Below are 24,586 nucleotides of genomic sequence, written 5' to 3'. Positions count from 1 at the left end.
CGTATAATAATTAGAAAAGGAGCGAAAAGTAAATGATAAAATGTTTAATTGTAGATGATGATCCAAAACTCTTGCATTACGTTTCTAAACATTTAGAAGCGGATCATATAAAAACCGTGACACATTCGAGTGGAGAACAAGCATTAAAATATCTTAATCATCATCGCGTGGATATCGCAGTTGTAGATATTATGATGACAGGTATGGATGGATTTGAATTATGTCAATTATTAAAAGATCGCTATCAATTACCAGTTATTATGCTAACAGCACGAGATGCATTAAGTGATAAAGAACGTGCATTTGTCAGTGGCACAGATGACTATGTAACTAAACCTTTTGAAATTAAGGAATTATTATTTAGAATTCGTGCCGTTTTGCGTCGTTATCAAATTAATACGCAAAATAAGATTGAAATAGGAAATGTCATTTTAAATGATGAATTTATGGAGGTGAGTGTAGCATCTAAAAAAATGAATCTTCCTACTAAAGAATTCCAACTCCTATTTTTATTATGCACTCATCCAAGACAAATTTACACAAGAGAGTCTATTATTGAAAAAATTTGGGGTTTCGATTATACAGGCGATGAAAGAACAGTAGACGTTCATATTAAGCGTTTAAGAACACGGTTAAAAAAATTAGAGGCAACTATTGAAATTCAAACAGTAAGAGGCCAGGGATACAAGGTGAATAAAGATGTTTAAAACACTATATAGTCGCATTGCAATTTATACTATTACTGTGATTATTTTTAGTGCATTAGTTAGTTTTTTCATTGCAAATATACATTATCATTTCAATCTCAAAGAAAATAATGACACTAAAATTATGCGTACGTTAAAAGAAGCTCGTACTTATGAACATCAACTTCCTTCAAAATACGTAAAATCTTATTTTCAACATTTAGGACAAATGAATTATCAAATCGTTACCGTCGATAAACAAGGACAAAAAACATTTTATGGTGAACCTTTTAGAAAAGATACACTGTCCTCATCATCTATTAACCAAGTTATGCGTGGTCATGATTATCACGGTATAAAAAACAAACCTTTTGAATTATTCGTGACAGGTTTCTTTGATAATGAAACTGATAACACTGTGGGCATAAGATTTTATGAAGACCATGAACCTATAGCAGTATTTATGCGACCAGATATAGGTAAAACATTCGGCGAGTTTAGAATATTTTTATTGGTATTACTTATTTTCTTATTGCTGATATCTATTTCACTTGTTATTGCTTCAACATACTCAATCATTAAACCTATTAAAAAGTTAAAAATGGCGACCGAACAATTAATGAATGGGAATTTTGAAACACCCATTTCTCATACCCGTCATGATGAAATTGGAACTTTACAGTTTCGTTTTGATACCATGCGTCAGTCATTAAAACAATTAGATGACATGCGTCAACATTTTGTTCAAAATGTTTCACATGAAATTAAAACACCTCTTACACATATTGAAAGACTATTAACTGAATTACAATTTGCGCATTCAGAAGATGAACGTCATAGCTTAATCAATGATATTCATTTAGAAATTACACGTCTTAGTAACTTAATAAAAGAACTACTATTACTATCTGAATTAGATAATGCGAATCACTTATCTGTTGACGATAATTTAGAATTATCTTCACTCATTACTGATATCATTCGACATGAACAATACACGATTGATGATAAATCATTGATGTTATTATCTGATATGCATAAAATATATTTTCAGGGAAATCGTCGCCTTTTACATCAAGCATTTTCGAATCTAATTCAAAATGCTATTAAATATTCAGATATAAATGGCATTATCGATATTACTTTGAATCAAGAAAATAATCATATTATGTTTGCGGTCACAAATGAAGGACAAACTATTTCTAAACAAGCGATACCACATCTATTTGATCGTTTTTATAAACTCAATGCTAGTGATAATAGTAATGGTTTAGGACTAGCAATTACTAAGTCCATCATTGATTTACATCACGGTAAAATATGTGTATCTAGTGATTCTAAAAATGGCATGACATTTAAAATTCTATTTCCGCATATCCTATTTTAACTTAATCGAAAAAACAGGCAGTGTTAAAAATGACACTACCTGTTTTTTCGATTATTTCACATTTAAATATTTTCTTACTTCTTTATTTACTGCGTTATAAACTTCTTCGTGCTCATTAAGTTTAAGTCCGTATGATGGGATCATCTCTTTAATTTTTGGAATCCAAGCATCAAATTCATTTTTGTAACAGCGTTTTAATACATCTAGCATGATATCGACAGCTGTTGAAGCTCCTGGAGAAGCACCTAATAATGCTGCAAGTGATCCATCATCAGAAGTAATGACCTCTGTACCAAATTGTAAATTTCCTTTACTATCTTCTGTATCTTTAATCACTTGAACACGTTGTCCAGCAATAACAACTTCCCAATCTTCGTCTCTAGCATTCGGTAAAAAGATTCTTAAATCATTCATTCGATCTTTATGACTAAGCATTAATTGAGAAACTAAGTATTTAGTTAAATTAAACTCTTTAACTCCTGCTGTTAACATCGTCACAATATTATTCGGTTTAACAGAACGAATTAAATCTAAATTGGATCCTGTTTTCAAAAATTTAGGTGAGAAGCCTGCAAACGGTCCAAATAATAGAGATCGTTCTCCATTTACAAATCGTGTATCTAAATGTGGTACAGACATCGGCGGTGCTCCAACATCTGCTTTACCATATACTTTTGCATAATGACGTTCAATAACGTCTTTGTTTTTACAACGTAAGAAAAGACCACTTACTGGGAAACCACCTACATGTTTAGACTGCTTAATTCCAGTTTTTTGTAGAAGTGGAAGACTTGCTCCTCCAGCACCAATGAACACAAACTCAGATTCAAACGTGTGAATTGTATTAGACTTCAAATCTTTGACAGTCACTTTCCAATAACCATTATTTAATCTTTCAATATTTTGAACTTCTTGATGATACGTAACATCTACTTTATGTTCTTTTAAATTAGAAATTAATTTTTTAGTGAGTGCTCCAAAGTTTACATCTGTACCAGTTTCATCCCGAGATAATGCAATAGGAACGGGTGATGTTCTACCTTCTACCATTAACGGCACCCATTCAACAATTTTATCTCGATCTTCTGTGATTTCCATTTTTTGAAATAAAATATTTTCTTTTAAAGCTTTTACACGTTTTTTCAAAAAGTCTACGTTTAAAATACCTTTAACAAAGCTCATATGTGGCACAGATTGAATAAAATTACCTGGATGTTCTAGTTGACCAGTTCTAACTAGATAAGCCCAAAATTGTTTAGATACTTGGAACTGTTCATTAATTTTAATTGCTTTTGTTACATCAATACTGCCATCTTTATTTTCTTTTGTATAATTTAATTCACATAGAGCTGAATGTCCTGTTCCAGCATTATTCCATACATTAGAACTCTCCTCACCTGATTGTTCCAATTTTTCGAAAATTTTAATTTCTTTTTCTGGAGATAAGTCTTTTAGTAATGTTCCTAATGTTGCGCTCATTATTCCGCCACCGATTAAGATGACATCTGTTTTGCTATGTTCTATACTCATAACAACCCAGTCCCCCTTTTATAATCACATCTTCAGTCGAAATAAACACGACCATTTTTAATTTAAAACGCTTTCTTTTATCGATAAAAAAATAAATATTAATTTGACGTTAAAAGCGTAAATAAAATTTTAATTACTATAGTAATTATATACATAATTTCTCTTTGAAAAAAGTATTTACACGAATTATCACATTATTTTATCTCTATTTTCAAAAATATTTTAATTTTATTATAAAGCTTACAATATTTATACAGTTGGTTTATTACATGCTATAATTTTTATAATATTATTAATAACGAGGTACAATCATGAAATCATTTACTTTTTTAATGCATAATATATACGCCTTAGGTGGCACAGTTAAAGCAATGACTGAATTAGCAAATACCTTAGCGGACAAAGGTCATAACGTTGAAATTATCTCTGTTTTTAGAGCTAAAGATATACCTTACTTCAAACTTAATTCTTCTATTAAAATAAAACACTTAGTTGATTATAGACTAAAACCACAAAATGTTATTTCTATCTTCATGAATCGACTTAATAAATACACTCCTTTAATAAAGCCTATCTACCTTTCAAAACATGAGCCTGGTTTAAATCAATTCTCGAAGTATATTGAACATAAACTGATACGTGCAATTAATGATATAGATACCGATGTACTCATTGGTACAAGAGCAAGTTTTAATATATTTATTTCTAAATATTATCATGGACATGCAATAACAATAGGTATGGAACATATGAATTTAAATGCCTATCCCAAAGCGTATCGACAAGAAATATTAGATGCTTATCAACATCTAGACGCGCTAACCACTTTAACTCATACTGATAAAAACCATTATGAATCATTCATTGAAACACCTGTATATGTCGTTCCTAATATTATTCGAACTAAAAAATTAAATCTACCTAAAAAAAATATTATTTTAAGTGCCGGACGTCTAGAATATGAAAAAGGTTATGATATTTTAATCGAAAGTGTCCAACTCATTAAAGATACGCTTAGACAGAAAAACTATAAAATCGAGATTTATGGTGAAGGTCAAGAACATCAAAATTTACAAGAAACTATTAATCATTACCAGCTTAATGACTTAATAACCATACATCCAGCCACTCAACACCTTAATGAAAAATTGGCACAAAGCCGAATGACTGTCGTTCCTTCACGAAATGAAGGGTTTGGAATGGTCATATTAGAAGCAATGGCTCAAGACAATATTGTTATTAGTTTTAAAGATACACTTGGACCTTCACAACTGATTCAACATAATAAAAATGGTTATTTAGCAGACTATGCGAATGCACAATCATTAGCAAAATATATTAATCTTGCTATTCAAAAGAGAACGCATTCAGAAAATATGATTAAATCGAGTCATCAAACTCTTGAACATTATTCTCCAGATAAAATTTACGATTATTTTTATTCTATTTTCAAATAAAAAAGGATTGCAATCGGAATTCTCCGAGTTGCAATCCTTTTTATTATAACTACATAAACATTGATAAAATAAATGTCCAAATACAGATAAATATCAATAAAGCAACACTGTATTTTAATGTCATTTTAAGTAATTCTGATTCTTTACCCACTTGTTTTACAGCTGCTGTTGCAATCGCAATTGATTGTGGAGATATAAGTTTTGCAGCCACACCACCAACAGTATTCGCTCCAACAAGTAACGGTGCACTTGTACCAATTTGTTGGGCAACTGAAGCTTGAATTGGTGCGAATAATGAGTTGTTATTTACAACAGAACCAGTCATGAACACACCAATCCATCCTAAGATTGGAGATAAAATTGGGAACACGCCGCCTGCTTTTGCGATACCTTGACCCATTGCAGCACTTAAACCACCATATGTAGTGATTTTAGAAATTGCTAAAATGAAACAAATAGTTAAAATTGGTAACCATAGTTCTTTGAATGCTTCTACGAACAAACGTCCTGCATCACCGAAATTAACTTTTTTAGACATTAAAACTGTAATAATAATTGTAAGTAAAATGGCTGTACCAGTTTGACCAATAAAATTAAAACTTAATGTAATAGGTTTATGTGCTACATCACTGTATGTTCCTGGTAAATTAAAGTTAAATACCAATGCTGATAAAGGACCATTTGGTGCAAATAAGTTTTTAAAGAATGTTGCACTCCAAATCATTACAATTACAGTTAAGATAATGAATGGGCTCCATGCATATAAAATTTCTTTACCACTATGTGGAGTAACTGCTTCTGGTTTAACATCTTTTTGTATTCTAAAAATATTTTTAGGTTGGAATTTTTTAGAGAATACTGCTAACACACCCATAGTCACTAATGGTGGAATGATGTCAGCTAATTCTGGACCAACAAATACTGTAATTAAGCCTTGTAATACTGTATAAGTAATTGAAGCTACTAAAATTTGTGGTAATGTTTCCTTAATACCTTTAAAACCATCAATAATAAAGATTAATAAGAATGGAATAATAAAGTTAATAATTGCTAAAGTAAGTGTAGACACTTGAGACACGCTCATTGCTTCAACATGTCCTGGTAAATGAAGTGTATTCACAATACCAACTGGAATACCAATTGCACCGAATGCACCTGAAGCAGCGTTGGCAATTAAACATAACATTGCTGCTTGTAAAGGTTTAAAACCTAGTTGTGCAAGTAATAATGCACAAATTGCAATTGGCACACCGAAACCTGCAGCACCTTCTAAGAAGCCATTAAAAGCAAAACCAATTAATAATAATTGAATACGTTGGTCTTGTGAAATGCTCATAATGCTATCTTGAATTGTACTAAATTGACCAGATTCTTGAGTCGTTTTATATAATAAAACGGCCATAATAACGATATAACCAATTGGGATAATACCTTGATAGAATCCTTCTATTACACCACCTGTAGCAATACCACCAGGTAATTTAAAGAATGGCAATGCAATAAGTAAAGTAACTACTAAAGTAGTGATTGCTGCATAAATCCCTTTCATTTTAAACACAGTTAAACATAACAAGAATAAAATGATTGGAATTGCTGCAATTAAACTAGATAACGCTAAGTTACCAAAAGGGTTAAAAGAATGTACTAACATAGTTTAAACGCTTCTTTCCTTAATATTTTATTATATTGATGAATTATCTAGCTAAACAACTAAAAATTCACTTTTCTAATTTTAACAGGTATTCACAAAAATTAACATATTGTAATCAAGTTAAAATTAGAATATTACACTTTTTATTTTTGTGAATATTTTCACAAAAATAATATAACATTTCTTATCACAATTGACAATACTGTAAAAATAATTTATGTCAACAATAGTAGTAAGATCTATTTGAATTTTCATAAACATATGATTTTATATTATCATTCATGTAAATATGAATTTTTTAAAAGTGCATGGTAAAATAAAAATATGAAATTTAGGAGTTAAAGGATAATGCATAATGATTAAACAAATAAATATATCTAATATGTCACATCTAGATATACAACTTAATAAAGCTAAATCTGCAGGGTATTCACATTTTATCCCCTATTCTAACGAAATAAAAATTAATCAAGACATGCTTAATGCTGTCTCATTAGGTGAACATTCTATTGCGGTTGATTACACAATCCATGGTGTTTATCTTAATGATTGTCGTTATTTTGGGAATGATAAATTAAGTTTTCTCGCTTGGATGAATAACATTAATCATTATCCAAATATCATTTATAATATTGATACTGCGCTGATTTACCTTTCAAAATATCAAATTCAATCTATTATGGATCTAGCAGTCATCACTATTTTAAAAAATGAGATTGATATAGATGGACATGTGGTTTTTGATTTTATTGAGGAATTACAGACATCTAGTTCATTTTGGAATTCGTTAGATACAAGAGAAATTAAAATTGCCAATCACTTTGATTTAAATAAACTAGCTTATATCCACGGCCATTCGATTCCATTTCCTAAATATAAGCATCCATTAGCTGACGAAACTCTTCGTTTTGCTGATAGCTGGCTTGTAACAACAAAATTTAAATTACCTAAATGGATGTACAATAAAATTCATCAACGTGCGATTCAAAATCATAAAAAACTAAGTTATGTCTATACTAAAGATACATCTAAATTGAAAAATCATGTCGTATTTTTAGGATTCGATTATGGCTATAGAGGTAACTCTAAATACCTTTTTAATTACTTTGTAAAACGAAATCCAACAACAGAAGCTTATTACATTACAGACGATAGACATGGACCGTATTTCCTTCCCATTGATGCAGAACATAATAAAGAACTTATTGAAACTGCTAAAATTGTAGTTATTGAAAGTTATATGCCTGAAGCATATCAACCTAATGGTACAGTCATTCAATTATGGCATGGTACGCCTATAAAAGAATTATTTTTAGATAGTAAAGAACCCTATCAAAATCAAAATATTTATAATTACAGAGCAAGAAAATATAATAAATGGAAACACCAATCATATGTCTTATTAGATTCAAAAGCTTCAGAAGGTTTATTTGAGACTGCTTTTCCTAATGAAACGGTTCAATTTCTTCCTTTTGGTTATCCAAGAGTAAGTTATTTACTAAACTATAAAGATAATCAAAATCAGCAAAGAAAAATACGTGAAAAATTAAAACTTAATCATACAAAACCTGTTTTATTATATGCGCCAACATGGCATAAAAATACAGAATCATTTACACCTTTAACGATGACACCAGAGTTACTAGAAAAATACTATGTGATATATAAGGGGCATATTGAAGGTGATGATGCTATTCCAGAAGGTGTCATTGAGGCTCCTATAGATATCGAAACACAAGACTTAATCTTAATATCAGACATCGTACTTACTGATTATTCTTCTATCATTTTTGATGCCTTAACTATTGATAAAAAAGTTTGTTTATATACTCCTAATCACAAAGAATATAAAGAAGAACGTGGCGTCTATATTGATGTGCTGAACAGTCTAGCAAAAGTTTGGTACACAAACGAAGAAATGTTACTAAATCATTTAATACATGATACGATTCCTACCATTCACCGACATGCACTTATAAATCATAATAATCAATCTCTAAAAAAACTAACTCAACTTATGAGAGATATTTTAGATAAATAATAAAGCACTAAGAGGACAGAACTTTTCTGTCCTCTTAGTGCTTTATTGTGTTATTTTAAATTTCTTTTTCCATAATTAAATCCATGTCTATTACATTACCATTAATAAAGTCATGGTGTCCTGTAATTTCAAATCCTTGCTTTTTATAAAAGTCAATGGCAGAAGGATTATTTTCCCAAACACCTAACCATATTTTTGATTTATTATACTCCCTTGCTTTATCAATAGCTAATTGAATAAATTGACTTCCTCTTCCTCCACCTTGGTAATCCTTATCAAAATAAATGCGTTGAATTTCTAAATATTGATCACCTTTTGGTTCAGTTTGTGTTTCATTAATATTTAATTTTAAATAACCAGCAATCTCATCATCTACCTTATAGAAATAGTGAAATGATTGATGATGTTCGATTTCTGATAATAACTTCGTTTCATTATAGTTTTCTTTAAAAAATTTTTTAAAGTTTTCATCAGTATAACTACCTTTAAAAGTATCATAAAACGTTTTTTCTGCAATTTTTCTTAACTCACTTACATTATCTTTTTTAATTTCTTCAATTTCTTCTTTCATATTTTCCCTCTTTTTATTGTACTTATTTTTCTCAAAACCAGATAATATCTTATTCCTTATCAAACACATTTCAAACACTATATTAAATTATTTTTTTATAAATTAAAATATGTATTGATAATAATTATCAATAAGTATAAAGTAAAGATAGACTATATTAAAGTGAGGTGTTTAAGATGTTTCATGAGTTATTTATATTAGGCATTGCTGGACCTACCAGTTTAGTCATTATTAGTATTGTTGCATTAATTATTTTTGGTCCTAAAAAATTACCACAATTTGGTAAAGCGATTGGCAGTACTTTAAGAGAATTTAAGTCTGCAGCTGAACACATTGATTCAGATGAGGTGGAGGCAACACCCAGTAAACATTCTAAACAACAGCGAGACAAATCAAACTAGTTCGACCTTACTCGAACACTTTGAAGAATTAAGGCGACGTTTAATTAATATACTTATTTCATTTTTAATTACTTTGCCGTTAGTATACATATCATCTAAATGGTGGATCACAACTTTTGTTTACCATATTAAACGCACTCAAGTTGTTTTACATACTTTTTCATTCACTGAAATGATTCAAATCTATATACTAATCATTAGTTTTGTAACTTTGTGCTTAGTTCTTCCTATTATTTTCTATCAATTATGGGCATTTATATCACCAGGGCTTCATCAACGTGAACGTTTTTTTATTTATAAATATAGTTTATTATGTACTGCGTTATTTATCATTGGTGTCGGTTTCGCCTATACTATCGGATTTCCATTAATTATAAAATTTTCATTAACATTATCGAAAACAATGTATATTCAACCAGTGATTGGTTTTAATGCTTATTTACATGAATTAATAAGGTGGTTATTTATATTTGGTGTCGTCTTTCAATTACCTATGTTTTGTATGGGACTAGTTAAAATGGATGTAATAGATATTAAACAATTACACCAATATCGCAAATATATTTATTTTACTTGTTTCATTATTGCTAGTATTCTTGCACCACCAGATATCACTTTGAATCTATTTTTGACTTTACCACTCATTATTTTATTTGAAATAAGCATTCTTTTAACTAAAATAACTACTCGACATTAATGAATTCGAATCAAATGCAAAAGTCTCAAACGAGTAAATTAATCTACTCGTTTGAGACTTTATTTTCAATTTAGATATGATGCTTTGTTTTAGTATGTTTTAAAGTGAAATAAGCAATTAATAGTATATAAATTAATTGTGCACTCATCGTTTCAATACTTGGATAAAAACCAATGATATTAAGTGTTGGAATATGCTCAATACTATGTTGTGTTATCATTCCAAGTAATTGTAATTTTTGAATACTAATTCCTAACATTTTAAATGCCATAATAAATATTAAAATAGAAAGTACTCTAAAAATAAAATATATAGGTATCAATCGTATAACTGTTTTGAATAACAATGTAAATATGCTTAATATAACAATGGCTAGTATAATTCCTATAACAAAATCTAAAGTTTTTATACTTCCCATCATTCCCATATAAAAGATAATGACTTCAACGCCTTCTCTCAAAACGGATATTAATCCAATTGTACCTAATAATGCTAAGTTTCGATTACTTATTGCATGGTGATACATTTGTTGAATCATATCATTCCATCGCTTAGCACTTGAACGTCTATGCATCCATATACCCACAATATACATTAAAACAACTGCTATTATTCCTAGTGCTGCTTCCATACCTTCACGTATTAATCCATTATTTCCTAGTACTTGAATAAAGATAAGTGCTAATGCGAGACTTAAAATCAAACCTAATATAGCGCCACCAATGACACTTGTTGTTCCTTTAGTGTCTCTAACATTTCTTGTCATAGTTGTTAATGTCAATATGATTAATAATACTTCTAATCCTTCACGTAAAAATATAATCATTACATCTATGGATGAATATGCGTCTTCACTTACAGTATCTTTAATTTCAGAATTTATTTTTATTAAACTTTCTTTAATACGATCTTTATTACTACTATCTAAAATACTTTGATAATATGGAATTTTATCTTCAATTTTTGTATATAAACTACTGTTTTTAGTTTGAATTTTGCCTTCAACATAAGGCCATATTTGTATAAATTTAGTCAGTGCCTCATCTGATTGTTTTAACTGATGACTCTCGATACCTTTGATTGCTTTCTCTAATTCAATATTAAGTTGGGTAACTTTATATTGATTTTTTTCAGTATTGGATTGCTTTTTATCAACAGTATCAATACTTGTTTTAAATGTCTTCCAAGCATTATCTACTTTTTTTATGTCTAATGGTTCTTTTTGAATAGCTACACGTAACTGCATCAAGTACACTTCTATTTGTCCATATTTATTTTCATCATAATTTCTGATGGTCGTTTCATGTTTTTTCCAAATTTGATTTAACATATTATTAATAGACTGTAATTTTGATCTATCTTTATTTTTTACAGCTTCTTGCATGATATTATCTTTTGCGTTAATTTGTTTTTTTAAATTTCTAATATCTTTATCAATATCATCAGTCGATACAGAACTTTCGTAAACGATGAGAGATTTTGTTAACTCCGATAACGAGTCGATTTGTTTATTTGTAGTCGTTGCTTGATCAATCATATGAAGTTTCGATTTAACATCTTTTCCTTCTTTATTTCCTTTAATATTTAAAGACATTATTTTATGTTTTACTTCATTCAACACGTTTTGTTTTTCGTTATAATTTAATTGTTTGTGCTCTAATGTCGATTTCGCATCAGAGATAGCTACATACGCATCATTTAATTGACTATCATTTGCAACACTAACTGAAGTCAATGAAAACAAACGTGTAATAATGATTAAGAGAGTAATTATCGATATCTTAACTAAATAGTGTTTCACCGATATAGCCTCCCTTTTGTATCCCTGGTAATACAAGAAATGATGCAGAACCTCGATGTGTGATATATTCGTTTAATTTATCATTGTGTCCTAAATTATTTTGAATATCGATAAACTGTTGAATAGATTTTTGGAAACAAATAAACATGAGTCCAGTATCTAAGTCACCTGTTTTAGCATTTGTACCATCATTATAATTATATGCTCTACGTTTAATAGAAGTTTTTACTTCACGAGCTAAACGGGTATGCGCATTCTCATCGATAATATACTTACCCTTATTATTTTTAGCCTTTAAATCAATATTATCGAATTCTTTCTTACCTGTTAGAGGGGCACCTGTAGAACGTTTACGACCAAATGTTGCTTCTTGCTCTTCTAATGCAGTACGATCCCATGTCTCAATATGAATTTGGATTCGTCTTATAATGCAATACGTCCCATTTTCTGCCCATCCATTATCAATAAATACATATTTTTTTAAGTCGTTATTGTTTCGTGGATTAACTGTACCATCTTTAAATGCCATCAAATTTCTCGGTGTTTCATTTTTTTTAGTAGAAATAAAACCATGTTGTGACCAGCGAATTTTAATGATGTCTCTAAAAGGTCGTATTAAGTTATGTATGGCATGAAAAGTAACTTGAGGATCATTTGAACAAGCTTGAATCATAATATCTCCATCACTATACTCTTCATCTAATTGATCATTAGGAAAATGAGGTATATCTCTAAAATCAAATGGAATTTTAGATGATAATCCTATTTTTTTCAAAAAAGACTTACTCACGCCATATGTTAAAGTGAGTTTGCTAGCATCTAATCCTATTGATTCACCAGTATCTACAGGTGGTAATAGTGTATTGTTACTATTTTCCCTAATAATAGCACCGTCAGTCATACTAACAGACATTTGAGTCCATTTTTTAAACATATCTTTAATTAATGTTTGATCTTTGGACTTTAAATCTAATGCAATGAAATTACAATTTTTTTGAGTTGGTGTAATAATACCAGCTTGAATATGTCCATAAAATTCATATGAATCGTTTTCTTCACTTTCAGGAGTATCAAACATAGATTTAAACGAAAAGATACTGCCTACACTACTTGCTCCAATAACAGCACCAGCACTTCCTATCCCTAGTAACTTTAAAAATGAACGTCTAGTCATTTGAGGATGATTTTTATGATTTATATTACTCATTCTGTAACCACAGCCATTTTACTTAATGGTTCTCCTAGTGAGTTAACTGCATCTGATAAAGCTTTTCTATCTTCTTTAGTTACTGCACTATAATCTTTATAACCATCATTATTTTTATATTTATCAAGTAATTGATTCACTTTATTAAAATTATCCTTAATTGTAGAACTCAATTTTTTGTCTTTCTTTTCTAATTCAGGTTTAAATAATTCATAAATTTTTTGAGCCCCTTCGATATTTGCTTTAAAATCATATAAATCGGTGTGAGAGTATACCTCTTCTTCTCCAGTAATTTTTGATGTAGATACTTCATTTAATAAATCCACTGATCCTTGTAGCATTAACTTAGGTGTAATATCTAATGTATCTACTTTAGCATCTAATTCTTTAGCATCTTTTAGTAATTGATTAGCATCCTTCTTAGTCATTTCATCTATTTTATTTTCTTGATAAAGAGATTTTTCAATTTTATGATACCCTGTCCACTTATCTTCTTTTTTCTCTTCTTTCATATCAGCTAGGCGGGCATCGATTTTAGGATCTAAATCGCCAAACGCTTCAGCTACGGGTTCAGAACGTTCATAATACATGCGTACTTTAGGATACAAAGATTTTGCTTTTTCAATATCATCTGCTTTTATTGCAGATACAAATTCTTCAGTTCCTTTTAAAAACTGATCTAACTGTTCATTTGTATATTTTCTATATTCTTTAGCTGCTTTCTGTAATGCTACTTTATTCTCATTTGTAGATTTTTTTGAAGTTTTCTCATTAGCATTATCGTGATTATTATGACCACAAGCTGTTAATAGTAGTGATGATGTTAGTAAAATAGTTGGTAATTTCTTCATAATAAATTCACCTCATTAAAATTTAGTGATTATCTTTTGATGTTAAATATTTTAAAATGTATATTCTCTACATCTAAATTTTAAAATTACAGTTTTATATCTCTATCAACATGATTATTATCAAGTGATAATCATTATCAGTAAAATTATATATTTATGCTGTTTTACTGTCAATATAATTATTTTTTTATCAAAATATAGACTATTTTATATTTAATTTATATAAACTTTTTAACTTAATGACTCGTTTAAAATGTGGTATGGTTATTTAGGATATGCAATTAACATCTAATTTTTTATTTTTAAGGAGTACGATTTTATGAGTGTAAATTTCAAAGCGTTTATGGTTGAAAAAGATAATGATGGCACTGTCACAAGTGATTTCAAAGATTTATCAATCAATGATTTACCTGAAGGTGAAGTTTTAATAAAAGTTCAATATTCTGGTATTAATTATAAAGATGCCTTAGCTACTGTTAAAGATAGTGGTGTACTTAAATCATATCCAATGGTTCCTGGAATTGATTTAGCAGGTACAGTTGTAGAATCTGATGATCCTACAATCGAAAAAGGTGAAGAAGTTATTATTACTGGCTATGATTTAGGTGTCAATCATTACGGCGGATTTAGTGAGTATGCCCGTGTTAAATCAGATTGGATTGTTAAATGTCCTGAAAATCTAACACTTGAAGAAGCGATGATTTATGGGACTGCTGGTTACACAGCTGGTTTAGCAATAGAAAAATTAGAAAAAGCAAACTTTATGACACTTGAAGGCGATAAAGTACTTGTACGTGGCGCTTCTGGTGGTGTTGGCTCTTTAGCTGTAATGATGTTAAATGAACTTGGTTATAAAGTTGTAGCAAGTACTGGAAATAAAAAAGCTACGAATAAATTAAAAGAATTAGGAGCAAGAGAAGTTATCGATCGTATTTCTGAAGATAGTAATGAAATATTAGGAAAAAGAACTTGGCAAGCTGCTATTGATCCTTGCGGTGGTCCTGGAACACCTTATATAGCAAAGCATCTAACAAATGGTGGTGGTGTTGCATTAATTGGTATGACTGGAGGTAACCACTTTGAAACTTCAGTATTTCCATTTATTCTTCGTGGTGTAAGCGTCGTTGGACTTGATTCAGTTATGACACCAATGAAATTACGTCAACGTGTATGGAGAAGATTAGCAACTGATTTAAAATCTAATAAATTACATGAAATTAAAAATACAATTGCTTTTAAAGATTTAAAACATTCTATTGAGACAGTACTTAATCATGAGAACGCTGGAAGAATTATTATAGATTTTGAAGCATAGTTCATATTTATTTAATAAAATAGAGCAAGAAACCCAGTTTATAGTGGTTTCCTGCTCTTTATTTTTAAAGATACTAAGTTATATCTTTTTTATCTTTTATTCTTGTTATTTTTTTGTTTTTTTCTACGATTTTTTAATACTAATCCTAGACCAACTAACAGTGTCATTAATTCAATCTCTAATTGAATAGATGTACTTTCTGAACCAGTATCAGGTAATCTATGTGATTTAGATAAATGACTGTTATTAGATTGAATACCGTCAACATTTGATTGATTTTGATTATTGTCTTTATTGTTATGACTTAAGATGTTTTCAATTTTATCAATATCAAGCATATTCAATTTGTCCATTAATTGTTGGATAATTGAACCGATATCATCAATATGTGATTTATCAATTTCTTTTAACGTATCACGTCTAAGTTTTTCAAGATAATCAATTAATTTAGCTTTTTGTTCATCTGTTAAATCTTTGCGTGCTTTAATTTCTTTAATTTTATTATCTATTAACGCATTAGTAATTTCTTTTGCAACAATTTTCGCTATATTATCTTTGCCCTCTTTAAGTTTACGGTTAATTTCATTGATGTCATTGGCGTTATCAATGTTTTCAAGCGCTTTTTGTAAAGCTTTATCTATTTCAGCTACCACTTTTTGTTTCTGAGCATCAGTTAAGTTAGAATTATTTAGAATTTCTTGATGTTTTTTATTAGCAAAATCAATAATTTCTTGTTTAGCCAAAGTTTTAGCATCAATTAATGCTTTTAATTTATCGATTTCTTTTTGAGTATTATTTTTAATCTTATTAAGGTCTGTTAATGTAGTTGCATTATTAATCTGACCTTTTGCATTTTCAAGAAGACGCTCTAATTTAGATTTAAGTTTTTCTTTATCTTCTTTAGAAAGGTTAGGATTGTTGTCAATTTCATCTTTCAATCGGTTAACTTCATTTTCTAACTCTTCTAAAGCTTTTTGTTTAGCTAATTCAACTTGATATTTTCCATCTAAATCATATTTTGCTTTTTTAATATCTTGAATTAATTTATTAATTTCTTCAAGTGATGCATTTGTACCAATACCTTTATTTATTAAGTCTTCAGCTTTTTTAATAAGTTCATCGTAAGCGGATTTTTTATCTGGTGAAGCTTCTGAATAATTAACAGAATGTTTGATATCTAAATTATCAGCTATTTCATCAATTAAATGTTTCATAGCTTTATCCACTTCTTTAGCTTTATTAATAATTATATCTAAATTATCACGTGAATTTTCATTATCTATCATATTGTTAAACGCATCTTTTTGCGCATTGTTCAAATGTTTTAAGCTTTCCAATATGTGTTTAACATTATTTATAGCATTTTGTAATTTTTCTACACCATTTAAATTATTTTTAGCATCAATTATCTTATCTTTAAGTTGATTTATCACGTTAGGATCAATAATAGGATTTTTTGCATCATTAATTAGTTTTTCAGCTTCTTTTAGAGCATCATCATAGGTATCTTTTTTATCTTTATCTCCATCAGTATAATTAATACTTGCTTTGACTTTATCTTTTTCAGCGATGTTTTCTTTTAATTGTTTCATCGCATCATTTAATAAATCAGTATTATGTTTAATATTTTCTAATTCATCAGAAGTTGTAGAAGCTTTTGTCTTTTCTATTAATTTATCCTTTTGAGCATCTGTTAAATCAGTTTGTTGTTTAATTTTTTTAATAATAGCATCATAATCTAATATTAAGTCATGTTTAGCTTGTTCAAGTTCATCTTTAGCACGTTTCACATTTTCGATAGTTTTATTAATTTCATCAACTGTTGAAGTTGGGTTATCAATAACTTTTTGTGCATTAGCTAATGTATCTTTTGCTTGGCTTAATTTATTTCTATAATTTTCAACAGAATCACTAGTCATATTTTTAGTTTCAGGCACCTGATTAATGCTTGTTTCTAAATTGTTTTTAGCATTATTCAATAAAGTTTTGTCTGGAACTAAATCATGTTTAGCTTGTTTTAATGCAACTGTAGCTTCATTTACTTTAGCTATTGCTTGCGCAATTTCCCCAGATGTTGCATCGTCATTTTCAATCACTTTTTGTGCATCTCTGCTTACTTGTTCTGCCTCTACTTTCTTAGCTTTATAATTATTCGCAGTTACTTCTGTCATTCCTGGTGTTGGATCTTGTTCTGCCGTTGCTTCATCAAGTTGGCGTTTCGCTTCCACTAATCTACTGTTATTTTCTTTGTCGTGAAGTAAACTAATGGCATTGTCTAACTTAGGTTGTACCGCATCTATTTTTGCGATAGCTGCTGTCACTTGGGCTGGTGTCGCATTGTCATCATGAATCACTCTATCTGCTTCTGTTTTTGCTGCTTCAAGTTCATCATGGATTTTAATCATTTCATTATTGTATGCAGTCACACTCGCTGGTTTTTTACCTTCGAAAACACCATAATAAATCAGTATATTTCTCACTCTTTCAAAACACTATTAAATCAACGATTATAACCTTATAAAATTAAAATTCACATTCATACCTTTGCCCTTACCATCAAAATTATGCCCTTTTTTCGCCCTTTTTAAATTGTAACAATAAAAAAAGCACTACTTAAATAGTAGCGCCAACACTTTATAAAACTTGTCCATATGTGATTGATTGTATAAATATGAAAATAACTTTGATAAGTGCAATATTATAGATCATTGTTTTTAATAGTTGTGGTTCAACTGAACTAAAACCATTATTCTTAGGGATATAAGCACTTATCAAAGCATAGTGTAGTAAAATAGCAGGAATATGCCTATATTTATTATAATTAACTATTCGGTAAATAGGAAGATTAGAATAAAATAGACACATTATAAAATATAAAATCTTTTTTCTTTCTGTTCTTCTTAGATTGTTTATTATTCAACTCTTATTATTCTTTATATCTTCAATTTTTTCTTCAATATTTCTCAATCTTTCATATATTTTTTTATTATAATTGATATTTTCTGTCTTTTTAACTTTTGTAGTTAAAATATCGTATATTAACCAAAACATTACAAAAAAAAGAACTCGCCCATATGAAATGAACATTAAGACTAGTAAAAAACAATTTAAAATATTCGAACTATATAAAATTCCATCTAATAAAGAATTAATTATATATGTAAACGAACATAGCAATCCTATAACTATATACCTAAATGAAATTAAGTAATTTTTTTTACTTAATTTATCTAAACCTCCGCCATTGATAAATGTTGGATACATTAATGCTAATGTAATATACATGCTAATAAATATAGAAGCAATGTTCACTAAAATATCATTTTTATTTTTTATAATAGTCTTTAAAAAATTTGTTACATTATTGTCTAAACCGAAAATTAATACTAATAATATAAATAACCCGATAGTTATAACAATGAGATATTTTTCAATACAAGCTAAGATTTTCATGTAAATACCTCTTTTATAAATTATTTTAAAAATTATAAACTCTCTCGCTATAATTTAGTTCTTCTAAAAGCTGATTTACTTTTCTATTTAACAGATCATAATGATTATTTCTATAATCATTTTCAACCATGTCAACTATATATTCCCATCCATCCAAATCTTCATTTCTATCAATTTCAGAGGTATATTGCCCATAATCACTTAAGTTAACTGTTGTTGTTTTTCCGTTAACAGGTTTATATCTTACATTAAATTTTGAAAAATTTTCGTTCAAATGATTTTGTAAGATTAAGTCTATAAAAAACATCATAACTTCTTGATCTAAATGATTATCAGCTAACCTACCATTACTTATTTTTATATCTGCTATATTTCCTCCATCATTTCGTAAAAAGTTATTAACTGCATTTATTAATTCTATTATTGGAGTTAAATCATTATTTCCATTTAGGTCATTTAACATATTTAAATTATTTTCCCTACTAAAACTTGCTTCAATATATTTAATTTGTTCAGCATTTCTTAATTCATTGAGATTAAAATTTTTTTCGATGGGAAGTAATTTCAATTCCCAAAATTCTTCATTATCGTCTCTAAGAAAAGAAGATAAATAATTTTCAATTTTGGTTTTTCTTGGTCCAAAATGGTTATATTCATACATAAACAAATGATTTACATTACAGTAATATATGGAGATAGGCTCAATAATATCATAATCAATATCATCTAATCTTTCCGTGCCTTTTTCGCCTTGTTTTGGCTTTTTATCTCTATATCTACCCATACAAAAATAACCATCATTTACGTCGTTTTTTTCTAATTGGTTTCTATACTGAATAATAGAATAAAGTTCATTATCAATTTCAACTCCTCTATTGTTTATATTTAAATTAATAATATAATTAATTAAATCAGTAACAGATGTTGTGGTTGGCTCATCATTACAATATATAATAGGTACATAAAAATTCACTTTTCTTGTCATTTCCCCTTAACCTCTTTCATGTGTAGTTTTTATATTATTATATATTTAGTTGCACAAAATAAAAAGATAATATCTAAAAAAAGCAGCCAATATCGGGGAAGACATTAGCTGCAACTACACACTTATATTATAACTTATATGAGTTGAATAACCTAATATCATAAACTTTCATACTTAACTATTTATAAATATCCTATCATCATTTAACTTCACAGATGGCACTATTCTTCTATCTACACCATTCTTCACTAACATTAAATTAAAAGACAGTATAATGCTTAATCGTTCTGCTGCATTTAATTCATTCCATATCGTTATTTCCTTATCCGTCATTAGATCAGTATATTGTATATTTTCATCAATAGAATACATAGTTATTATAAAAATTTCACATTTAACTTCTTTATAAGTTTCTTATATATACAAAAAGACCAGCTCAATGCTGATCTTTTATTTTTATTCTATCCTATTCATAATAACTTAATAATTGTTCCCAACTAACTTCTATACCAGCCTCTTTTAGTTTATCTTTTCTTTGTTCATATAAAATTTCAAGTAATTGTTTATAATCTTTACCATAATGAATAAGTTTATGACAATTACTACATAAAGAAACTATATTAGCCTCTACATCTAATGAATTTTCAAAATCTTTATGATTACTTAATGGAATTAAATGATGTGGCTCAGTGTATGTTATTTCTGGATCAGCTTTTCTAGCAAATACAAAATGTTCTTTTTCGCCCTTTTCTTTATTAACACCTTCACATTTAAAATTAGCTAATTTTAGTGCATTTTTAGCAACTTTAATATCTCTAGGATACTTAGTGCCACTTGAAGTAGTTACTAACTCTTTTTTGGCTCTTGGCTCATTTTTAATATGAGTATCTGCATTTTCTGCCAAATTCTCATCACTATTGATCGCCTCTAATTCGCGTTCGTCTTGTTTGTGTTCGTTTAACTCATTTAAATCAATATCTAATATAGATAATTTATTTTGTGTTTTATTATCATTGATTAAAATCGTTTCACTTAAGATATACTCTAGCATTTTAGTATTTGCTACAAATAAATAACCTTGTTTTCCTTTATGCTCTTTATTTAAAGGGCCATTTTCTTTCGGCTGTAATGTAAATAACTTATCTCTATGATCAGTCATATCAATAGGATGAGGAATAACTAAATATTCGCAATCTACTTTCCAGCCTTTTTCTTCCCAATCAGTTTCAAAAGTACTTGGTTTATTATCCTCATAAACATCTGCCTTTGCTACACTTATAGCTTTAATTTGTTTGTTGGCACAATGAATAATAATGTCATTTTTGTTGATTTCTGCCATTAAACTCCAGTGTCCAAATTTTTGCCCCTTTTTGTTTTCTTTTGGCGCCCAAAGAAAGCCACCTTCACTTTCTTGTTTATAAGTTTTGTTTTGAAAAACAAAAAAGATATTTCTTGAATTATGTACTGTTGTATTTTCTTTAGCCATATTATCACCTTTTGACATTAGTTTTTTACAACTTAATATTATCAAAATAAGGTAGCACTTTCTAATAATTTTAAAATATTATACGCGCCTTATGTTATATTTTAATCAAAATATAAACCACATTGCTAAATCGACAAGCTGGTTAACGCTGCAATCCTAATTTAGGACTGCACTCGTGTATTAATATATTCCTAAATCGTGAATGTGCTTATGTATCGAAGCCGTTGCTGTATTCACTTACCTAACGTTGCAAGTTGCGACATATGGGGGAACGTTTTGTTCACTCATCTATGGGGTAGCGTTTCACGACCCCATGAATAAGGGGGAACGTTTCGTTCAGTCCTTATTTAGATCAACTAATAAAAGGCGTCGTGTTTCTCTACTCCCTTTTATATATGACTGAATGAATTGTTCATGCAGCTACCGTAAAGAATGGTTACGTTAGTATAATACAAACGTAATTGTATTAATAGAAGCGGCTGTATGTTAATATAAGTTATAGATAACATTACTTTCATTGAAACTTAGTCTTACTAGTCACGTACTAGTGAGACTTTTTCGCATACAAAAAGGGGCTTTACGCCCCTAAAGAGTTATGCTATTTATGAAAGCTTTTAAAATGTCGAGATTGCCTAAGCATACAGTATTTTTTGGAGAAGAAATACTTAACGGAAAGGAAAGAGTCGTCAGTTAGGCAATCTCTAATATTATTATTACACACTAATTTTTATTTAGCCACACTATTATAATAAAAGTTATTGATTTGTATGTACAAATGTAATAAAAACGTTTCACTCCTTACTTTTCATCTACACTCTCACTTAGTCCGTCATAAGCTAAGTTGAGAGTGCTTTTTTATGCAAAAAAGAAGCTAACCAATTAAGGCTAGCTCCTATGTAGTCTAGGTAGAGTAAAAACTCTATGTATATAAGGATATTCGAGATCATTAAATCTCTTTTGCTATTATCTCATTATTTATATATTTGTCTACAATAAAATAAAAAGCTATGCCCAATGGACATAGCCAAGAAAAAATGACTCACATATAGAAAAATATAGAAGTGCTTCATAAGGGAACAACTTCTAATGTCATTATACGCATTAAATTTATTAATTGTCTACAATTTTTATGATATCTATACATTATTTACATACTTACTCCTCACATTTAGGGAATGGAATTCGCTATTAGATCATTTTGTTGCTGTGTACTCAAGTTGAATACGCAACTATCAGTAATTATTTATCCTCTTTTTTCCTTTCTTCTCTTACTTAATTTATATATCAAATAAATAACTACAACCGTAATCGAAAATAAGTCAAAAGACGATAAAAGTGATTTATTAAAAGATTGATTTATCCCAAAGAAGCGGATTAGAAATAATAAAATTGATTGTATTATTAAAGCAAAGAAAATATTAATGACTGGTTTATCTTTAATGAAGTTATACACAATATAAGCCACACAAACAATAGTTATGATTAACATTAAAGCTTTTGCCATTGCTAATACTCCTTTTTAACTTTACATTAGCATATCATTGTATTATTTGTATTTTAATAGTTTCATTGCTCAAATTTAGATTGTGAGGTTCACTCCGTGAGATCGTAAATCATAAACGTGTGCTGCGTTGCCATTTTGACTACGCAGAGAAGCCACAAATGGCTTTTCTGAAGTACTAAACTAGTACTTCAGATTAGATAACCAACATGCCTGTTTTCTATTTATATTCTATTGAGCCGACATTTCGGCTTTGTTCGTCTTAATTTTAGAGAACGAATATTTTCGTTTTCTAATGCACTAACTTGGTGCGTCAGTTATTAATTTGATTAATAAGCTCACATTTGAGCCGGTTAAAAGAAGCGGCTAATAAGTTTACATTGGGACTGGTTAAACCATTTCCCTATTTTAAGGTACTGCTTACAAGCGGACTTTTAAGTACGGTTGTAACTGTATGAAATGTAAAGTTTTGACAAGTTATAAATAAAAAGACTGCACCCAAAGGATACAGTCATTTTAAAGGATACTCGATTTTGAGTAGTAATTTCAGTAGCTGTATTTATTATCTTATAAAAGCCTCTAATTGTAAATAGAAAACGCTTACTTTTTATAACTAAAAAATAAGAACACTCAAATATGTATATCTTACTTATTTCTTTTTCTTAAGAGTTTTAAAGACTAGAACTAAAATTAAGAGTATTAAAGCAGCAGTGAGAACTGATCCCATTTATATTCCCCCCTAGATACCTTTAAATTAGATACTAACAAACTAATCCCTTAATTAAAACTAAATATACAAAATAAAGGGTACTGCAAAATACCAATACCTTAATTATTTATTAATAAAAAGCACCTACTCAAAATTGAGTAAGTACTATTTTTGTAATCATTCTTTAATCTTCTTCTGGCACATCATCAATGAATATTGGCGTAGTGATTTCTATTTCTTGTTTTTCAGTCCACATTCTATAACGTTTGCCTAATAACTCTGCTGCTTTTATTCTATCTTTTGCACTAGGTCGTATTGTTTGGATTTCTTGCATACCGTCGCCCACATATACCAATATTTCTTCTTTTTCTTCGCCTCTAAGCACTCGTGTTAAGTAACGCATGATTTCATCAGTTTCTGCTATGCTTTCTTTTTGAATAATTTCTAAGTTGTCATCTATATATTTATTTATACTCACATTTTCCAACAATTTTATCGCATTACCTCGTGCATAACTTACACTATAACCCGCATTTACTGCCGATTGATAGGCGTTGCCAGTTCGAATATATTCATCAGCGAATTGTTTTTGTTTTAGCGTTAATGACTTCATTTTATCCCTCCTAACAAATTATCGCCTACTTTATTAATCTTGTTAAATAACGCATAACTCCGTATTTCCCGGTCATATTATCATTCTTTATTTCTTCTAAACGCTCATGTATATAGGATTTCACACTAGCATTTTCCAATAATTTCAAAGCATTATCTCTTGCGTATACTTCACTATATCCCACTTTTATGGCTGAATAATAAGGATTACCCGTTTCTATATACTCTTCCGCAAAACGTCTTTG

Annotated in this window: 20 protein-coding genes; 7 read left to right on the top strand and 13 right to left on the bottom strand. The window is 29.0% G+C overall.

Annotated elements, in window-relative coordinates:
• The first annotated feature begins 32 nt into the window (after nucleotides 1–32).
• Both HMPREF2881_RS10550 and HMPREF2881_RS10545 read left to right on the top strand, forming a co-directional pair.
• Complete coding sequence (locus HMPREF2881_RS10550; RefSeq protein WP_002448578.1) at nucleotides 33–707, top strand: response regulator transcription factor; 675 nt, start codon at nucleotides 33–35, stop codon at nucleotides 705–707.
• Nucleotides 700–2,073, top strand: coding sequence for a sensor histidine kinase (locus tag HMPREF2881_RS10545; RefSeq protein ID WP_002488771.1), 1,374 nt, complete (start codon nucleotides 700–702; stop codon nucleotides 2,071–2,073). Before HMPREF2881_RS10550 ends, HMPREF2881_RS10545 begins: the two co-directional genes overlap by 8 nt.
• A 51-nt stretch (nucleotides 2,074–2,124) precedes the next feature.
• On the opposite strand, the gene mqo is transcribed toward HMPREF2881_RS10545, so the two are convergent.
• The gene (gene mqo / locus HMPREF2881_RS10540) at nucleotides 2,125–3,603 is read right to left on the bottom strand and encodes a malate dehydrogenase (quinone) (RefSeq protein WP_002448361.1); all 1,479 of its coding nucleotides are present in this window, start codon (nucleotides 3,601–3,603) and stop codon (nucleotides 2,125–2,127) included.
• A 311-nt stretch (nucleotides 3,604–3,914) separates the two neighbouring features.
• On the opposite strand from mqo, the gene HMPREF2881_RS10535 reads away from it, so the two are divergent.
• A complete protein-coding gene (locus tag HMPREF2881_RS10535; protein WP_002448466.1) occupies nucleotides 3,915–5,060 on the top strand; it encodes a glycosyltransferase family 4 protein in 1,146 nt (381 codons plus the stop codon).
• Nucleotides 5,061–5,109: 49 nt separating this feature from the next.
• Here the strand turns inward: HMPREF2881_RS10535 and HMPREF2881_RS10530 are convergent, their stop codons facing one another.
• Nucleotides 5,110–6,711: an L-lactate permease gene (locus HMPREF2881_RS10530; protein WP_002448432.1), complete on the bottom strand. Its 1,602-nt coding sequence runs from the start codon at nucleotides 6,709–6,711 to the stop codon at nucleotides 5,110–5,112.
• A 355-nt stretch (nucleotides 6,712–7,066) separates the two neighbouring features.
• Here HMPREF2881_RS10530 and HMPREF2881_RS10525 point away from each other — a divergent pair, with 355 nt between their 5' ends.
• Nucleotides 7,067–8,752: a CDP-glycerol glycerophosphotransferase family protein gene (locus tag HMPREF2881_RS10525; RefSeq protein ID WP_070653777.1), complete on the top strand. Its 1,686-nt coding sequence runs from the start codon at nucleotides 7,067–7,069 to the stop codon at nucleotides 8,750–8,752.
• A gap of 55 nt (nucleotides 8,753–8,807) precedes the next feature.
• On the opposite strand, the gene HMPREF2881_RS10520 is transcribed toward HMPREF2881_RS10525, so the two are convergent.
• Entirely contained in the window at nucleotides 8,808–9,323 is a 516-nt protein-coding gene (locus tag HMPREF2881_RS10520; RefSeq protein ID WP_002448607.1) for a GNAT family N-acetyltransferase, read from the bottom strand.
• Nucleotides 9,324–9,499: 176 nt separating this feature from the next.
• Here HMPREF2881_RS10520 and HMPREF2881_RS10515 point away from each other — a divergent pair, with 176 nt between their 5' ends.
• Together HMPREF2881_RS10515 and tatC are read left to right on the top strand one after the other, a co-directional pair.
• Nucleotides 9,500–9,724: a twin-arginine translocase TatA/TatE family subunit gene (locus HMPREF2881_RS10515; RefSeq protein ID WP_002448537.1), complete on the top strand. Its 225-nt coding sequence runs from the start codon at nucleotides 9,500–9,502 to the stop codon at nucleotides 9,722–9,724.
• Nucleotides 9,666–10,421 carry a twin-arginine translocase subunit TatC gene (tatC, locus tag HMPREF2881_RS10510; RefSeq protein WP_227967776.1) on the top strand — a complete coding sequence of 252 codons (756 nt, stop codon included), beginning with the start codon at nucleotides 9,666–9,668 and terminating at the stop codon, nucleotides 10,419–10,421. The genes HMPREF2881_RS10515 and tatC overlap by 59 nt, the downstream gene beginning before the upstream one ends.
• Before the next feature lie 70 nt (nucleotides 10,422–10,491).
• On the opposite strand, the gene HMPREF2881_RS10505 is transcribed toward tatC, so the two are convergent.
• The 3 genes from HMPREF2881_RS10505 to efeO are packed head-to-tail and all read right to left on the bottom strand — an operon-like array spanning nucleotide 10,492 to nucleotide 14,280.
• On the bottom strand, nucleotides 10,492–12,222 hold the full coding sequence (locus tag HMPREF2881_RS10505) for an FTR1 family protein (RefSeq protein WP_002488812.1): 1,731 nt from the start codon (nucleotides 12,220–12,222) through the stop codon (nucleotides 10,492–10,494).
• Nucleotides 12,203–13,429, bottom strand: a complete 1,227-nt coding sequence (gene efeB / locus HMPREF2881_RS10500) for an iron uptake transporter deferrochelatase/peroxidase subunit (protein ID WP_002488776.1) — start codon at nucleotides 13,427–13,429, stop codon at nucleotides 12,203–12,205. Before efeB ends, HMPREF2881_RS10505 begins: the two co-directional genes overlap by 20 nt.
• A complete protein-coding gene (efeO, locus tag HMPREF2881_RS10495; protein WP_002448388.1) occupies nucleotides 13,426–14,280 on the bottom strand; it encodes an iron uptake system protein EfeO in 855 nt (284 codons plus the stop codon). Before efeO ends, efeB begins: the two co-directional genes overlap by 4 nt.
• A 319-nt stretch (nucleotides 14,281–14,599) precedes the next feature.
• On the opposite strand from efeO, the gene HMPREF2881_RS10490 reads away from it, so the two are divergent.
• Nucleotides 14,600–15,595: an acrylyl-CoA reductase family protein gene (locus HMPREF2881_RS10490; RefSeq protein ID WP_002448474.1), complete on the top strand. Its 996-nt coding sequence runs from the start codon at nucleotides 14,600–14,602 to the stop codon at nucleotides 15,593–15,595.
• Between the two features lie 89 nt (nucleotides 15,596–15,684).
• Here the strand turns inward: HMPREF2881_RS10490 and HMPREF2881_RS10485 are convergent, their stop codons facing one another.
• The 7 genes from HMPREF2881_RS10485 to HMPREF2881_RS10450 form a co-directional block, all read right to left on the bottom strand.
• Nucleotides 15,685–18,075 carry a DUF1542 domain-containing protein gene (locus HMPREF2881_RS10485; protein WP_070653776.1) on the bottom strand — a complete coding sequence of 797 codons (2,391 nt, stop codon included), beginning with the start codon at nucleotides 18,073–18,075 and terminating at the stop codon, nucleotides 15,685–15,687.
• A gap of 436 nt (nucleotides 18,076–18,511) precedes the next feature.
• The gene (locus tag HMPREF2881_RS10480; protein ID WP_070653775.1) at nucleotides 18,512–19,048 is read right to left on the bottom strand and encodes a hypothetical protein; all 537 of its coding nucleotides are present in this window, start codon (nucleotides 19,046–19,048) and stop codon (nucleotides 18,512–18,514) included.
• Between the two features lie 25 nt (nucleotides 19,049–19,073).
• Entirely contained in the window at nucleotides 19,074–20,033 is a 960-nt protein-coding gene (locus tag HMPREF2881_RS10475) for a DUF6731 family protein (protein WP_070653774.1), read from the bottom strand.
• A gap of 466 nt (nucleotides 20,034–20,499) precedes the next feature.
• The gene (locus tag HMPREF2881_RS12120) at nucleotides 20,500–21,519 is read right to left on the bottom strand and encodes an HNH endonuclease (RefSeq protein WP_242267351.1); all 1,020 of its coding nucleotides are present in this window, start codon (nucleotides 21,517–21,519) and stop codon (nucleotides 20,500–20,502) included.
• A 1,243-nt stretch (nucleotides 21,520–22,762) separates the two neighbouring features.
• Complete coding sequence (locus tag HMPREF2881_RS10460; RefSeq protein ID WP_070653772.1) at nucleotides 22,763–23,023, bottom strand: hypothetical protein; 261 nt, start codon at nucleotides 23,021–23,023, stop codon at nucleotides 22,763–22,765.
• An 890-nt stretch (nucleotides 23,024–23,913) separates the two neighbouring features.
• Nucleotides 23,914–24,342: a terminase small subunit gene (locus HMPREF2881_RS10455; protein WP_054105285.1), complete on the bottom strand. Its 429-nt coding sequence runs from the start codon at nucleotides 24,340–24,342 to the stop codon at nucleotides 23,914–23,916.
• A 25-nt stretch (nucleotides 24,343–24,367) separates the two neighbouring features.
• Nucleotides 24,368–24,586: terminase small subunit (locus tag HMPREF2881_RS10450; RefSeq protein WP_070653771.1), on the bottom strand; the 219-nt coding region annotated here is incomplete at its 5' end.

This window comes from Staphylococcus sp. HMSC057A08 (assembly GCF_001812925.1).
Taxonomy (GTDB): domain Bacteria; phylum Bacillota; class Bacilli; order Staphylococcales; family Staphylococcaceae; genus Staphylococcus; species Staphylococcus hominis.
The sequence above is the reverse complement of the archived record's forward strand: the minus strand, read 5'-3'. Positions and strand labels throughout refer to the sequence as shown.

Excerpts from the sequence above, each read along its gene's own strand:
- efeO (WP_002448388.1), bottom strand. The coding sequence starts at position 14,280 with ATGAAGAAATTACCAACTATTTTACTAACATCATCACTACTATTAACA.
- HMPREF2881_RS12120 (WP_242267351.1), bottom strand. The coding sequence starts at position 21,519 with ATGGCTAAAGAAAATACAACAGTACATAATTCAAGAAATATCTTTTTT.
- HMPREF2881_RS10490 (WP_002448474.1), top strand. The coding sequence starts at position 14,600 with ATGAGTGTAAATTTCAAAGCGTTTATGGTTGAAAAAGATAATGATGGC.
- tatC (WP_227967776.1), top strand. The coding sequence starts at position 9,666 with ATGAGGTGGAGGCAACACCCAGTAAACATTCTAAACAACAGCGAGACA.
- mqo (WP_002448361.1), bottom strand. The coding sequence starts at position 3,603 with ATGAGTATAGAACATAGCAAAACAGATGTCATCTTAATCGGTGGCGGA.
- HMPREF2881_RS10550 (WP_002448578.1), top strand. The coding sequence starts at position 33 with ATGATAAAATGTTTAATTGTAGATGATGATCCAAAACTCTTGCATTAC.
- efeB (WP_002488776.1), bottom strand. The coding sequence starts at position 13,429 with ATGAGTAATATAAATCATAAAAATCATCCTCAAATGACTAGACGTTCA.
- HMPREF2881_RS10545 (WP_002488771.1), top strand. The coding sequence starts at position 700 with ATGTTTAAAACACTATATAGTCGCATTGCAATTTATACTATTACTGTG.
- HMPREF2881_RS10525 (WP_070653777.1), top strand. The coding sequence starts at position 7,067 with ATGATTAAACAAATAAATATATCTAATATGTCACATCTAGATATACAA.
- HMPREF2881_RS10520 (WP_002448607.1), bottom strand. The coding sequence starts at position 9,323 with ATGAAAGAAGAAATTGAAGAAATTAAAAAAGATAATGTAAGTGAGTTA.
- HMPREF2881_RS10455 (WP_054105285.1), bottom strand. The coding sequence starts at position 24,342 with ATGAAGTCATTAACGCTAAAACAAAAACAATTCGCTGATGAATATATT.
- HMPREF2881_RS10515 (WP_002448537.1), top strand. The coding sequence starts at position 9,500 with ATGTTTCATGAGTTATTTATATTAGGCATTGCTGGACCTACCAGTTTA.
- HMPREF2881_RS10535 (WP_002448466.1), top strand. The coding sequence starts at position 3,915 with ATGAAATCATTTACTTTTTTAATGCATAATATATACGCCTTAGGTGGC.
- HMPREF2881_RS10460 (WP_070653772.1), bottom strand. The coding sequence starts at position 23,023 with ATGGCAAAAGCTTTAATGTTAATCATAACTATTGTTTGTGTGGCTTAT.
- HMPREF2881_RS10475 (WP_070653774.1), bottom strand. The coding sequence starts at position 20,033 with ATGACAAGAAAAGTGAATTTTTATGTACCTATTATATATTGTAATGAT.
- HMPREF2881_RS10480 (WP_070653775.1), bottom strand. The coding sequence starts at position 19,048 with ATGAAAATCTTAGCTTGTATTGAAAAATATCTCATTGTTATAACTATC.
- HMPREF2881_RS10530 (WP_002448432.1), bottom strand. The coding sequence starts at position 6,711 with ATGTTAGTACATTCTTTTAACCCTTTTGGTAACTTAGCGTTATCTAGT.